Annotated in this window: 15 protein-coding genes; 11 read left to right on the forward strand and 4 right to left on the reverse strand. The window is 40.9% G+C overall.

Annotated features, from left to right (window positions below):
* Positions 1-29: 29 nt before the first annotated feature.
* On the reverse strand, positions 30-1,691 hold the full coding sequence (locus tag EL242_RS10945) for a putative transporter (RefSeq protein WP_126302610.1): 1,662 nt from the start codon (positions 1,689-1,691) through the stop codon (positions 30-32).
* A 216-nt stretch (positions 1,692-1,907) separates the two neighbouring features.
* Between EL242_RS10945 and EL242_RS10950 the strand changes: the two genes are divergently transcribed.
* The 10 genes from EL242_RS10950 to EL242_RS11470 all read left to right on the forward strand — a co-directional run bounded on the left by EL242_RS10950 (position 1,908) and on the right by EL242_RS11470 (position 10,300).
* On the forward strand, positions 1,908-3,284 hold the full coding sequence (locus tag EL242_RS10950) for a Na+/H+ antiporter family protein (protein ID WP_126302611.1): 1,377 nt from the start codon (positions 1,908-1,910) through the stop codon (positions 3,282-3,284).
* Positions 3,285-3,385: 101 nt separating this feature from the next.
* Positions 3,386-4,189, forward strand: a complete 804-nt coding sequence (xthA, locus tag EL242_RS10955; protein ID WP_006253743.1) for an exodeoxyribonuclease III — start codon at positions 3,386-3,388, stop codon at positions 4,187-4,189.
* A gap of 153 nt (positions 4,190-4,342) precedes the next feature.
* Positions 4,343-4,927, forward strand: a complete 585-nt coding sequence (gene lptC, locus EL242_RS10960; protein ID WP_126302612.1) for an LPS export ABC transporter periplasmic protein LptC — start codon at positions 4,343-4,345, stop codon at positions 4,925-4,927.
* 23 nt (positions 4,928-4,950) lie between these two features.
* Positions 4,951-5,457: a lipopolysaccharide transport periplasmic protein LptA gene (gene lptA / locus EL242_RS10965; RefSeq protein ID WP_006252151.1), complete on the forward strand. Its 507-nt coding sequence runs from the start codon at positions 4,951-4,953 to the stop codon at positions 5,455-5,457.
* Positions 5,458-5,468: 11 nt separating this feature from the next.
* The gene (lptB, locus tag EL242_RS10970) at positions 5,469-6,194 is read left to right on the forward strand and encodes an LPS export ABC transporter ATP-binding protein (protein WP_126302613.1); all 726 of its coding nucleotides are present in this window, start codon (positions 5,469-5,471) and stop codon (positions 6,192-6,194) included.
* Positions 6,195-6,235: 41 nt separating this feature from the next.
* A complete protein-coding gene (locus EL242_RS10975) occupies positions 6,236-6,748 on the forward strand; it encodes a PTS sugar transporter subunit IIA (protein WP_006249939.1) in 513 nt (170 codons plus the stop codon).
* A gap of 12 nt (positions 6,749-6,760) precedes the next feature.
* Positions 6,761-7,624 (forward strand): RNase adapter RapZ, encoded by an 864-nt coding sequence (rapZ, locus tag EL242_RS10980; protein ID WP_006252150.1) that lies wholly within the window; start codon positions 6,761-6,763, stop codon positions 7,622-7,624.
* 82 nt (positions 7,625-7,706) lie between these two features.
* Positions 7,707-8,891, forward strand: coding sequence for an FAD-dependent monooxygenase (locus EL242_RS10985; RefSeq protein ID WP_126302759.1), 1,185 nt, complete (start codon positions 7,707-7,709; stop codon positions 8,889-8,891).
* Positions 8,892-9,022: 131 nt separating this feature from the next.
* A complete protein-coding gene (locus tag EL242_RS10990) occupies positions 9,023-9,607 on the forward strand; it encodes a lipoprotein HlpB (protein ID WP_126302760.1) in 585 nt (194 codons plus the stop codon).
* A 66-nt stretch (positions 9,608-9,673) separates the two neighbouring features.
* Positions 9,674-10,300: a lipoprotein Hlp gene (locus EL242_RS11470; RefSeq protein ID WP_172595361.1), complete on the forward strand. Its 627-nt coding sequence runs from the start codon at positions 9,674-9,676 to the stop codon at positions 10,298-10,300.
* 80 nt (positions 10,301-10,380) lie between these two features.
* Here the strand turns inward: EL242_RS11470 and ftsX are convergent, their stop codons facing one another.
* Genes ftsX through ftsY form a run of 3 tightly spaced genes read right to left on the reverse strand, consistent with a single transcriptional unit; the run spans position 10,381 to position 13,468 of the window.
* The gene (gene ftsX, locus EL242_RS11000) at positions 10,381-11,316 is read right to left on the reverse strand and encodes a permease-like cell division protein FtsX (protein ID WP_126302614.1); all 936 of its coding nucleotides are present in this window, start codon (positions 11,314-11,316) and stop codon (positions 10,381-10,383) included.
* Between the two features lie 9 nt (positions 11,317-11,325).
* Positions 11,326-11,979, reverse strand: coding sequence for a cell division ATP-binding protein FtsE (ftsE, locus tag EL242_RS11005; protein ID WP_006249933.1), 654 nt, complete (start codon positions 11,977-11,979; stop codon positions 11,326-11,328).
* Positions 11,972-13,468: a signal recognition particle-docking protein FtsY gene (ftsY, locus tag EL242_RS11010; protein WP_126302615.1), complete on the reverse strand. Its 1,497-nt coding sequence runs from the start codon at positions 13,466-13,468 to the stop codon at positions 11,972-11,974. The genes ftsE and ftsY overlap by 8 nt, the downstream gene beginning before the upstream one ends.
* Positions 13,469-13,546: 78 nt before the next feature.
* Here ftsY and rsmD point away from each other — a divergent pair, with 78 nt between their 5' ends.
* Complete coding sequence (gene rsmD, locus EL242_RS11015; RefSeq protein WP_126302616.1) at positions 13,547-14,137, forward strand: 16S rRNA (guanine(966)-N(2))-methyltransferase RsmD; 591 nt, start codon at positions 13,547-13,549, stop codon at positions 14,135-14,137.
* The last annotated feature ends 25 nt before the right edge of the window (positions 14,138-14,162 follow it).

Below are 14,162 nucleotides of genomic sequence, written 5' to 3' on the forward strand. Positions count from 1 at the left end.
TTTTGGGCTTATATGCTTGATCTCTATCTTTATCCACCTGAAACCCACAACATAATCGCTAGCACTTGAGGTAGCATAATACGCAAAAACATTACTAGTGGGTAAACAGTTGCATAGGATAACGCTGCAGCGCCATTTCCCTCTTTAATTTCATTGGCAAATGCCAGTGCCGGTGGGTCTGTCATTGAGCCTGCCAATAATCCGCAAATCGTTAAGTAATTGACTTTGCTGTAAAATCTGGCAATCAGGCCTACAATCATTAACGGTACAAAAGTGATGATTGCCCCATAGATTATCCATTCTAGCCCCTCACTACTCAGTAGTGTTTCCAAAAATCTGCCGCCTGATTTTAACCCAACCACTGCTAAAAACAGCACAATGCCAATTTCACGCAAGGCAAGATTCGCACTGGGTGGCATAAACCAGTAGAGTTTGCGGAAACTGCCGATTCTGGCAAGAATAAGTGCAACTACCAGTGGACCACCAGCCAATCCTAGCTTTAACGCCACCGGGAAGCCCGGCAAATAAATCGGGATAGAGCCAAGTAATACCCCTAACCCAATGCCGATAAAAATCGGCAACATTTGCACTTGCTGTAATTTTGATTGAGCATTGCCGATAATAGTCATCACCATTTCAATGTCGGCTTGACGCCCGACTAAATTCAGCACATCACCAAATTGCAAGGTCATATCACCGGTTGGAATCAGCTCTACGCCGGCACGGTTAAGCCGTGAAATGACTACATCGTATTTCCCTTTTAGCATTAATTGGCGAATTTGTTTGCCAAATACCCTTTCATTTGTGACCACTGCACGTTCTGAGCGGTAAATTGTACCTTTAGTGGAAACCGACACATCAACCGCTTCACCTAAAATAATCTGCATTTTGCGTAGTGCGGCTTCATCACCAACTAAATGTAAAATATCACCAACTTGCAACACGGTATCTACTCGAGGAATAAAAAGATCTTCGCCTCGTTTTAAACGGGAATAGGCAACCTCGTGCAAGTTAAAATCCGGAAGTTGTTTTAAGGTTAAACCGTTAATATTTGGGTTAGTTAAACGAACATTTAAGGTGCTGAGTTTTTCTCTGCCTCGATTTTGCTCTTGGTTGAACGCCTCTGCCTCACTATCAACATTTACTCGAAATACAACCCGAATCAGCCACATTGAAAGTAAAATACCGATAATCCCAAACGGGTAGGCAATCGCATAGCTCATCCCCATAATCTCGGTAACGCTTTCACCGCTCAATTCCGCTAACACTTGCTGACCAGCACCCAAAGATGGGGTATTGGTAACCGCTCCGGAGAAAATGCCTAAAATCACAGGTAAGGGAACATTGAAGAATTTATGAATCAGGATAACCAACAAACCGCTAATCAGTACAATTAAGACTGCAAAGCCATTGAGTTTTAATCCTGAATGTTTGAGAGAAGCAAAAAAGCCGGGACCGACTTGAATACCAATGGAATAAACAAATAGAATCAACCCGAACTCTTGAATGAAGTGGAGAGTGTGGGCGTCAAGTTTAACATCAAATTGAGCCATAAAATGGGAGACGAATAAACCGCCAAACAGCACGCCACCAATGCCTAGCCCCACGCCTCTAATTTTTATATGACCAACCCATAAACCGAGTACTGCCACTAAAGATAACAAACTGACAGTAAGTGCTATTTCGCTCATTACAGCCTCTATCTAATTTAAATACCTCAAAAATGGTATCTGATTTTAGCAAATCTCCCGAAGTAAAAATGCGATCTATATCACAAAAAATAAATATTGATAGTATTACTCCATTTCTCCTGTTCAAAAAAGTTCCCGAATTTTAAAAAATTTCTCGACAACTGCATTTTTTTGGGTAAATTAAACACTATTTTTTATTACTTAAGGACAAACACAATGTTATCAAACGAAGTTTTTATTTCGATTATCGTGTTGTTGGTGTTGAGCTTGCTCAGAATCAATGTGGTAATCGCCCTTATTATTTCCGCTCTAACTTGCGGACTTATTGGCAATCTTGGCGTTGAAGGTGTAGGATTTGCAGATGCACTCCAAAAAACCATTAAGAGTTTTACCGGCGGCTTAGGCGGTGGTGCGGAAACTGCAATGAACTATGCCGTTCTTGGTGCATTTGCCGTTGCACTTTCAAAATCAGGCGTGACCGATTTATTAGCCTATAAAGTGATCAAATCCTTTGGTCACAGCCCGTCAGGTCGCTCCGTTACTTGGTTTAAATACATTGTATTATTTGTGTTAGTGGCATTTGCAATGTCATCTCAAAACCTAATTCCAATTCATATTGCCTTTATTCCGATTTTAATTCCACCACTATTAAGCGTAATGAATAAATTGCAAATTGACCGCCGTGCGGTAGCTTGTGCTTTAACCTTTGGTTTAACCGCCACTTATATGTTGATTCCGGCAGGTTTCGGGCAGATCTTTATTGAAAGCATCTTAGTGAAAAATATCAACCAAGCCGGTGAACCGTTCCAATTAGTGACCACCACAGCGGAAATGACAAAAGCGATGTTAATTCCTGTTTCCGGTATGATTTTAGGCTTACTGTTTGCATTCTTTGTATCATACCGTAAACCGCGTGTGTATGTTGAAAATACCCCTGAACCAACCGCAGATGATATTGAAGCCCGTGTTGCAAACGTTAAGCCATTCCATATCGGCATTAGTATTGTGGCGATTATCGCGACCTGTTCGGTGCAATTAGCAACAAATTCGACTATTATCGGCGGCTTAGTCGGTCTGGTTATTTTTGCCTTAGGCGGTGTGTTTAGACTGAAAGAAAGTAACGATGTCTTCCAAGCCGGCTTACGTTTAATGGCGATGATTGGCTTTGTGATGATTGCCGCATCAGGCTTTGCCGGTGTAGTCAATTCAACAGGCGGTGTGCCGGCATTAGTAGAAAGCCTGCGTGATGTGATTTCTTCAAAAGAAATGGCAGCCTTGTTAATGTTAGTGGTTGGCTTATTTATCACAATGGGTATCGGCTCTTCATTCTCAACGGTGCCAATTATTACCTCAATTTATGTGCCGCTTTGTGTTTCATTCGGCTTCTCGCCACTGGCGACAATGGCGATTGTCGGTGTTGCTGCTGCACTCGGTGATGCAGGTTCTCCGGCATCAGATTCCACACTTGGTCCAACCTCCGGCTTAAATGCTGATGGCAAACACGACCACATTTGGGATTCTGTAGTGCCAACATTTATCCACTTTAACATTCCATTATTAGTGTTCGGCTGGATTGCAGCAATGACACTTTAAGCTATAATACGCAAAATTTTTGCTAAAAATGACCGCTTGTAGCCGTTACAAGCGGTCTATTTTCTTCTTTATTTTGCAAACCCTACTAATTAGGATAACCAATGAAATTTATCTCTTTTAATATCAACGGATTACGAGCCAGACCACATCAGCTCGAAGCGATTATCGAAAAACACCAGCCCGATGTACTCGGATTACAAGAAATCAAAGTTGCCGATGAAGATTTTCCTTACGATTTAGTCAATCACTTAGGCTACCACGTTTTCCACCACGGGCAGAAAGGTCATTACGGCGTGGCATTACTGACTAAAAAAGAGCCTATAGCGGTGCGTAAAGGCTTCCCGACAGATGTGCTTGATGCTCAAAAACGAATGATTATGGCGGATATCGAGACCGATTTCGGCGTGCTAACCGTATTAAACGGCTATTTCCCACAGGGGGAAAATCGCAGCCACGAAACCAAATTCCCGGCAAAACAAAAATTCTATGCTGATTTGCAGAACTACTTGGAAAGCGAATTAAAGCCGGAAAATCCGATTATTATTATGGGCGATATGAACATCAGCCCGACTGATTTGGATATCGGCATCGGCGAGCCAAACCGCAAACGCTGGCTGCGTGACGGTAAATGTTCATTCTTACCCGAAGAGCGTGAATGGCTAGATCGCTTATACAGCTACGGCTTGGTTGATACTTTCCGTGCAGGCAACCCAGACGTGAACGATAAGTTCTCTTGGTTTGACTACCGTTCAAAAGGTTTTGATGATAATCGTGGCTTGCGTATTGATTTAATTCTTGCTTCAAAATCACTTGCTGAGCGTTGCGTGGAAACAGGCATTGATTTAGACATTCGAGCAATGGAAAAACCGTCTGACCACTCCCCTGTTTGGGCAACCTTTAAATAAAGTTGCAAAAAAATCTGAGTTTTCAACCGCTTGTCAGTTTTTAGCCCTACAAGCGGTTATTTTTTCTCACTTTTTTGCACTTTTTACGCTGTACTATATCCCTATTCAAATCTGTGATACAATCAAACACTATTTTTAGATTATTTTTGGATTATGAACAAACGTTTAACCGTTATTTTACTGATTATTGTTGCCGTACTTGGTGGCTGGTATTACAGCTTACAAGAGAAAGAGAATACGGGGCTTGATCAGCTTATTAAAAAGGAAGGACAGCCTGAATATGTGGGGAATAAAATGTCCACCACGGTCTATGATCTAAAAGGAAACCCACAATATTTCGCTCAAGCTACTGAAATTAAACGCTATGAGTCTACTGAGCGTACTGAGTTTTTTAAACCTTTTATTGAGCTTTTTGCCAAAGAGTCGACGCAAAAACAGTGGAAAGTCAGTGCCGATTATGCAGAAATTACCAAAGAAAAAATGTTAAATTTAAAAGGTAATATCAAACTTGTTGCATTAGATCCTGCATCACGTTTGCAGCAAATCACTACCGATACGTTAACTGTTGATTTAAATACACAGGATATTTTTACCGAAAGTACGGTCAAATCGATAGGTTCCGGTTTTACTACAACGGGGGTTGGATTAAAAGGTAACTTAAAACAACAAGTTGCGACTTTGCAAAAAGATGTAAAATCTTACATTGAACCGACCATTATTAAAGAAACCAAAGAATAATTTGCTTGGAACAAGGAATAACAATGAAATTAATGTTTAAATCTATTTTAGTGAGCGTGTTACTGGGTAGCAGCTTTTCCGCTTATGCTCTAAAAGGCGATACCGATCAGCCGATTAATATTGATTCAGGTAGCCAATCGTTAGATATGACTAACAATATCGTGACCTTTAGCGATAATGTCGTTATCACTCAAGGGTCGATTAAAGTGACCGCAGCAAACGTCAAAATTACCCGTCAAGAAGGTAAAAAAGAAACTATTGACGCTACAGGCTCGCCTGTTACTTTCCAGCAAACATTGGACAACGGCAAACCGGTAAATGGTAAAGGCAACAGCGTTCATTATGATTTAAACTCTGAATTTTTAACGCTGATTGGTAATGCGGAACTCAAACAACAAGGTAGCTTTATTAAAGCCAATAAAATTACCTATGATGTGAAAAAACAACAACTTAAAGCTACCAGTGGCGGTAAAACCCGAGTGAAAACCGTGCTAATTCCAAATGAACTTCAAGATAACAAGAAAAAATAAGGTTAAATGATATGTCTGTGCTTTATGCCGAACATTTAGCAAAAAGCTATAAACAACGCGAAGTGGTAAAAGACGTCAGCCTGAATGTCAAATCAGGTGAAATCGTGGGCTTGCTCGGTCCGAACGGCGCAGGTAAAACCACCACTTTCTATATGGTTGTGGGTTTGGTTCGCCACGACCACGGCACAATTCGTATTGACGACCAAGATATCAGCACACTACCAATGCACGACAGAGCAAAACAAGGGATTGGCTATCTACCGCAAGAAGCATCTATTTTCCGCCGTTTAAGTGTGTACGATAACTTAATGTCTGTATTACAAGTGCGTAAAGATATCAATGATAAACAGCGTAAAGAGCGTGCCGAAGAGCTGATTACAGAATTCCATATTGAGCATATTCGCAATAGTTTAGGTCAATCACTTTCAGGTGGTGAACGCCGCCGTGTGGAAATTGCCCGAGCATTAGCAGCGAACCCGAAATTTATTCTGTTAGATGAACCTTTTGCTGGGGTTGACCCAATCTCGGTAATTGATATTAAAAAAATTATCGTCAATTTAAAAGAGCGTGGTTTAGGGGTATTGATTACCGACCATAACGTACGTGAAACTCTAGATGTATGTGAAAGAGCCTACATTGTCGGTAGCGGCGAAATGATTGCCAGCGGCACACCACAGCAAGTGCTTGAAAGCCCTGATGTAAAACGTGTTTATTTAGGCGATCAATTCAAACTCTAAAAAATCCCCTCTTTGGGGATTTCATCTTTAGATGAAAAATTATGACAAAACTAACCGAATTTCTAAGCCCTGAAAATGTTCGCCAAGGTGTACTGATTTCAAGTAAAAAACGAGCGTTAGAACTCGTGGGTAAAATCGTGGCTGAATCAATCAACCAAACCGAACAGCAATCTGAAGCACTCTGCCCTATTGAATGCTTTGGCAATTTATTTAAACGTGAAAAGTTAGGCACAACCGGCTTAAATCAAGGCATTGCACTTCCTCATGCAAAATTGCCCGCTTGCGGTGATATTGAGCTGACTAAACCGATTGCGGTCTTTTTACAGCTGGAAGAAGCGATTGACTACGAAGCCCAAGACAACAAAGAAGTGGATTTAATTTATGCAATGATGTTTCCGGAAAATAGCTGCGAACAGTATAAAAGTTGCCTACCTGCAATTGCACAGAAACTTACCGATAAATCGTTATTAAAACAGCTCCGAGCAGCTGAATCCGCAGAAGATATTTGGCAAATTTTGGTGTATGCTGATAATCACCTAAAAGATGAAGAATAATACTGAGGAAATATGGAATTAATCATTATAAGCGGACGCTCAGGCTCTGGTAAATCGGTAGCATTAAGAGCATTAGAAGATGCAGGTTATTACTGCGTGGATAATATCCCTTTACCTTTAATTCCAACCTTAACCTACTACCTTACTCAAGAAAATCGTTCGGCAGTCATCAGCTTAGATATTCGTAATTTACCGAATACGCCTAATGCGATTGAAGAATTGCTTACCCAGCTTGAGCCTTTAAATGCTAAGCTGATTTTTTTAGATTGCGAACGCAATACCTTAATTCGCCGTTATAGCGATTCCCGCCGAATCCACCCGCTTTCCACTCAAGATGATCTCTCGTTGGAAGGAGCATTGGATCTGGAGCAAAAATTGCTTGAGCCTTTGGTGCAAAATGCAAACTATATTATTGATACCAGCCACCTTTCTTCGCACGAATTAGCGGAAAATCTTCGCCAAATACTGCAAGGCTCAACCGAAAAAGAACTTAAAATTATTTTCCAATCGTTCGGTTTTAAATACGGCTTACCTGCCGATTCCGATTACGTTTTTGATGTTCGCTTTTTACCGAACCCACATTGGAATCCGGAGCTTCGCCCAATGACAGGCTTAGAGCAACCGGTGATTGATTTCTTAGAACGCCAAACCGAAGTGCATAATTTTATTTACCAAACCCGCAATTATTTAGAAATGTGGCTGCCGATGTTGGAACAAAATAACCGTAGCTACCTGACTATTGCGATTGGTTGCACTGGTGGAAAACATCGTTCCGTATTTATTGCCGAGCAACTGGCAAAATATTTCCAAGCAAAAGGCAAAAATGTGCAAGTTCGGCATAAAAGTTTGGAAAAACACCATAAAAAAACATCTTAAATAAGTAGGGGCTGGTCCTGTGCCAGCCCTCATTTCAACTATTTTAGGGCGGGCACAGGGCACCGCCCCTACATTTGATTTTATGAAATCCGCAGATATTGTTATTGTTGGCGGCGGTATGGTTGGGCTGGCACTTGCCGGATTGCTCAAAGATGCCGACTGCCAAATTAAAATTATTGAGAAAACCACGCCTAAATTTGATGCTGATGCCATTTATCATCGAGTAAGTGCTATTAATGCCTCAAGCCAAAAAATACTGGAACAGATTGGTGCTTTTCAACACATTCCGGCTCAACGCCTTTCTCCTTACACCGAAATGAAAGTGTGGGAAAAAGACAGCTTTGCCAATATCCATTTTGATAATAATGATAATGAAATCAAGCAATTAGGACTTTCACAACTTGGCTTTATTTTGGAAAATGCGGTGATTCAACACGCATTGTGGCAACAGGTTTCTCAACAAGCTAATGTAGAATATATTATCGCCTCCCCCCAAACTCTGGGCGTGAGCGAAAACGGGGCATTTTTAACCTTAGATAACGGCGAAATGCTGTCTGCTAAATTGGTTGTCGGGGCAGACGGTGCAAATTCGTGGGTGCGTAACCAGATGAAAATGCCGCTTACCAGTAAAGATTATCAACATACCGCCTTAGTCTGTAATGTCAAAACAACCGAAAAGCACGGCAAAACCGCTCGTCAAATCTTTGCTGAAGATAGCATTTTAGCTTTTCTGCCAATGGCAGATGAGCATCTCTGCTCGATTGTTTGGTCGCTGCCACCAAACAAAGCCAATGAATTAAAAAATACAAGCGAAGCCGAATTTAATAAAGCCTTAACCATTGCGTTCGATAATCAGCTTGGCTTATGTGAAGTGCAAAGTTTGCGTGAAATTTACCCGCTTGCAGCACGCTTCTGCCGTGACTTTGCCCAACCTCGTATTGCGTTGATTGGCGATGCAGCTCACACCATTCACCCATTGGCAGGGCTGGGTGTCAATTTAGGCTTTGCCGATGCGAGAACGCTAGCGAACGAAATCCAAAAACAATTGGCAAACAACCAAGATATTGGCGAATATCGCCATTTACGCCAATTTGAACGTGAACGCAAAACCGAAGCAATAAAATTACTTGCAGTAATGGAAGGCTTAAAACAGCTTTTTAACGGTAACCACCCAGTAAAAAAATTACTAAGAGGTATTGGGTTAAGTATGACTAACCAACTCCCTTTAGTCAAAAAACAATTCATTCAGCAAGCTATTTACTTATAAAATGTAAATTTTATCGAAATAGCGTAAAGATGAACGATTTTATGAACTAATACAGAGATTACTTGTCTATTTATTGGTACAATAACCAGCCTTTATTGGCTTTTATTTTTATATTCTTGAGGAATTTTTTAATGAACAAATTGACAAAAATCAGTGCAACCGTTTTAGTCGCATTATTCTTAGCAGCTTGTGATAAACCAGCAGAAAAAGCACCGGCGACAGAACCTGCAAAAACAACTGAAGCTGCACCAGCTACAACAACTCCTGCTGCAGAAGCAGCTAAACCTGCTGAAACAACTGTAGCCGCTCCAAGCGAAGCTGCAAAAGCAGATTACCAAAAATTAGTTGATTGGAATACGGCACAAGAAAGCACAATGGCAACAGCACAAGCAGAACTACAAAAGAAATTAGCTACACAAGATCCTAAACAAATTCAAGAAGGATTAAGTGCATTTAATAAAAAAGTAGAAGAAACTGTAAAAAGCTTAGATGCGATTGAAGTATCTGATGCACAAATCAAAACATTTAAAGAAAAAACAAAATCAGTTTTAACACTTTCAAGTGAAGTGATTTCTGAACAAGTAAAAACGATCTCTACACCAAATGACCAAGCAGCATTACAAGCCGTACAACAAAAAGCTCAGTCTTTAATCGAAGCTGGTAATGAGTTACAAAAATTAAACGTAGAATTACAGCAAAGATTCTCAGCTAAATAATTTACCATTCAATGAAAAGCTAGAGTATTTTGCTCTAGCTTTTTTTTGCAATTACTAAGGATTACTATGAACACGCTCGCTAAAATTAGCCTATCTGCATTATTTACCCTTTTTTTAACCGCTTGTGAACAACCTAATTCTACCAAAACACAGAGCTTAGCAGAATCGCCAGTTCAAGTGAAAGAAGACCCAAAAGAAGAGGTTAAACCTGCTGATACCGGCGCTCAAGATTATAAAATGTTGCGGGAATGGCAAGATACTCAAGAAAAGGCCCTAAATGATGCAATTCAAGCTGCAACAGACAACCTTACTGATAAACAAAAAGCCGATTCTGCCTTAATGCAAGAAACCGTTAATAATGCATTATTGGCTCAAATTGATCATATTAAGGTAAGTGCTGAAACCCTGAATATTCAAAATAATGAAGTGAGAGCACTAAAAGACAAAACCTTAGAAGTGCTAACGTTAGGCGCCCAGATGATCGTAGAAGGTGCTAAAATGGAGAAAAATCCTACACCGGAAGCACATAAAGCATTTGGCGAGTTACAAACAAAATTGAATCAATTAGCTGAAGAAGGGCAACAGTTAGAAAATATATTAAGAGCTAAATATGATCCAGCTCCAGCTCCAGCTCCAGCTCCAGCTCCAGCTCCAGCTCCAGCTCCAGCTCCAGCTCCAGCTCCACAGCAATAATATATCGCTTATAGTAAAAAACCAGTTCCTTAGGAACTGGTTTTTATCTGCAATTATTTCTCTAAAAACAACAGCTTGTATTAGCCTCTACTACCAATACGGAAAATATTTCGCATTGTCGCAATTTTTGCCGACAGCCAGCCGATAAACACACAAAGCACTACTAAGAAAAAGGCTTCGCTGAAATCCAGCCCATTCAGTTCAAATTGTACGGTAAACATATCAGTCACATATTTCACTACACCGGTGAAATAGCTAATCGTTACCGCACTAAACAGCACGGCTAACAGGCTGCCAAATAAGCCGTAAATCATACCGGTGTATAAAAACGGACGTGCAATAAAGTGATCAGTTGCCCCTAAAATTTGTTGAACTTCAATCGCAGCTTTGCTATTGGCAACATCAGTTCGCACACTGTTTCCAATCACTAAGAATACCGCTAACAGCATTAATAGCGTACAAACCACCGCAATACGGGCAATCAGCCAAGTTAAAGCAGTTAATTTTTCTAGCCAGCCGTTATCTAAACGGACTTCCTGCACCCCTTTAATTTGTTGCAAACCGTTGCGTAATTCCACCATCGCTTCAGCATTATTAAAATTCGCTTTGGGCTTGATAGTTACCACCGCCGGCAAAGGGTTTTCATCTAAAATATCCAATGCTTCGCCAAAGCCCGACCAAGAACGGAATTCATCTAAACTTTGCTGGCGGGAAATATAGTTAAATGACTCAATTTTATCCGCCTCAAAAGCACGAATACGATCAACGACGGTATTTACATCGTGTTCTGCCAAATTTTTGTGCAGATAAACGGTTAATTGTGGCTCAGGATAAAATTGTGTTGCTGCCTCGTGGGTATTTTTCCAAAGTAAGTAACTCACGGTTGGAATCGTAAGCGAAACAGCAATCACCAGCACCGTCAGAAATGTGCCGAGCTTGCGTTGCATTAAATCTTGCCAAACCGCTCTTAAAGAGTAGTTGGTTTGAGCACCTAATTTACTAAATGAACGAATCATAATATTTCCTTAAAATTTAAGATGCCCTTGCTCTAGCACTAAACACGGCTTTGGACGCTTTGAAATAATATTGGTATCGTGGGTGGCAATTAGCACCGTTGTGCCGGCTTGATTAAATTCCTCAAATAAACGGAAAATTTCAAACGAGAGCTTTTCATCTAAGTTTCCGGTTGGCTCATCGGCTAATAACAGCGTTGGGCGATGAACAATGGCTCTGGCAATATCGACACGTTGTTGCTCACCGCCGGAAAGGTGCAACGGCAGATAGTTCGCTTTATCTGCCAAGCCAACACGCTCAAGGGCAATGCGGGCTTCACGCTCCACAATCGCTTGGTTCATTCCCAAAATAATCAATGGTAATGCGACATTATCCAAAATGGTTCGGTCGGTTAATAAACGATAATCTTGATGCACCATTCCGATTTGGCGGCGTAAAAACGGCAATTCGTGGTGAGCAAGCCGGGTAATATCGTGCCCGTTAAACAAAATTTGCCCGCCATTGGCACGCTCAATCCCCATAATTAATTTTAATAGCGTGCTTTTCCCCGCACCGGAATGCCCGGTAATATATGCCATTCCACCGGCAGGTAGGTGGAAATCAATGCCCTGTAAGGCTGGCTTTCCGCCCTTATAAACCTTGTTCACATTAGTGAATTTAATCATTCTGTTCGTCCTCGTGGCTAAATAAGGCTTCAATAAATTCTTCTGCATTAAACGGACGCAGATCTTCAATTTTCTCGCCCACCCCAATAAATCGGATCGGAATATTGAATTGATCGGCAATCGCAAAAATCATGCCACCTTTTGCCGTGCCGTCTAATTTGGTTAAAGTGATACCGGTTAAACCTACTGCCTCATTAAACAATTTTGCTTGGCTGATTGCATTTTGTCCGGTGCCGGCATCAAGCGTAAGCATAATTTCGTGCGGTGCGGTTTCATCATATTTTTTCATTACCCGCACAATTTTCTTCAACTCGTCCATCAGGTTATTTTTGTTTTGCAAACGCCCTGCGGTATCAGCTATTAGCACATCAATCCCTTTTGCCGCAGCAGATTGCATCGCATCAAAAATCACCGAGGCGGAATCCGAACCGGTACTTTGTGCCACCACCGGAATGTTATTTCGCTCCCCCCAAACTTGAAGTTGTTCCACAGCTGCGGCTCGGAAGGTATCACCCGCCGCTAACATTACCGATTTGCCTTCTTGTTGGAATTTACGGGCAAGTTTACCAATAGTGGTGGTTTTACCCACGCCATTCACACCAACCATTAAAATGACATACGGTTTTTTCGCTTCCAACACTAACGGTTGAGCCACCGGTTTTAGCACTTCGCCCAGTTCCACTTTCAACTGTTGATACAACAAATCTGCATCTTTTAATTGTTGCTTGGTAGCATGTTGCGTTAAATTGTTGATGATTTTTTGTGTGGTCGGCATACCTAAATCCGCCACAAGCAACTGCTCTTCCAGCTCTTCAAATAACTCATCATCAATTTTCTTGCCACGGAAGAAATTACGGAAGCCCGAACCAATATTCTGCTTGGTTTTAATCAAGCCTTGAATTAAACGACTGAAGAAACCGCCTTGACTCGGTTTTTCTTGATATTCATCTTGGATAGTAGATTCTTCAACTGTGTCTTGAACATTATTTACTAATTCAGTTTCAGCAACTTCTTCAGCCACAGCCTCTTCGACTTGATAAGTAACTTGCTCTTGTTCGTTGAGATCTAACTGCTCAGTTGCAATATTTTGAAGATTTTCGACCGCTTGTTCGCCTTTTTGTTCTTCAAATGTTTGTTCGATTTTATCTTCAACATCATCAAAGAACGCTTTCGCCTCTTCAACTTTTTCTTCAACAAACTCTTTAAAATCTTCGATTTTTTGTTCAATGGTATCTTCTACTTGCTCGGCAAATTGCTCAATTTTTTCTTCTTTTTCCTCAAAATAGTCTTCTAGCTGATCTGCCTTTTCTTCAATTTTATCTTCCAGATCGTTTAATTTTTCAGAAAACGACTTCTCAGTTTCCGGTTCAACAATAACAGGCTGTTCCGGTTGAATACTCTCTTGTTCTTGTTGAATCTCTTTCTGTTCAGCTTCTTCTTTCTTACCAAATCCAAGCCAAGACCAAAACCCTTTTTTCTTCTCTGACATATTTTTCTCTCATTTCTCGTAAAAATAGACTAAACTTACATAGTCTATCAAAAAATCCCTTATTTTCCTTTAGTGAGTATGAAAAAAAATCGAAATTCCCCCCAATCTGTTCAGCAAATGGGCGAAGTACGGGTTATCGCCGGACTGTGGAGAGGCAGAAAATTACCTGTACTAAATGCCGAGGGGCTTCGCCCGACAACCGATAGAGTAAAAGAAACGCTGTTTAACTGGTTAATGCACGACATTGCTCACTCACGCTGTCTTGATTGCTTTGCAGGCAGTGGCTCTCTGGGCATTGAAGCCCTTTCCCGCCAAGCACAAGCGGTCGTTTTTTTGGAAAAATTTGCAAATGCTGCCAACCAGTTAAAGAAAAATCTCCAAGCATTAAAATCCGAACAAGGTAGCGTTATCCACACCGACACCCTCGCCTATTTAGCACAAAAAAATAGCGCTGAGCCGTTTGACATCGTATTTATCGATCCGCCTTTTCATCAAGGGTTTGTACCTCAAGTGCTAAACTTACTGGCAGAAAATAACTGGCTTGCCCCAAATGCAATTTTGTATGTAGAAACCGAAAAAAATCACGCTCCGTTAAATTTACCTGAAAGCTGGCAGATTTTAAAAGAGAAAAATGCCGGAATGGTGACAAGCCGTCTCATTCAAACATAATCTTTTGTGTTTTATAACTAAAACT

This window comes from Mannheimia haemolytica (assembly GCA_900638155.1).
Taxonomy (GTDB): domain Bacteria; phylum Pseudomonadota; class Gammaproteobacteria; order Enterobacterales; family Pasteurellaceae; genus Mannheimia; species Mannheimia glucosida.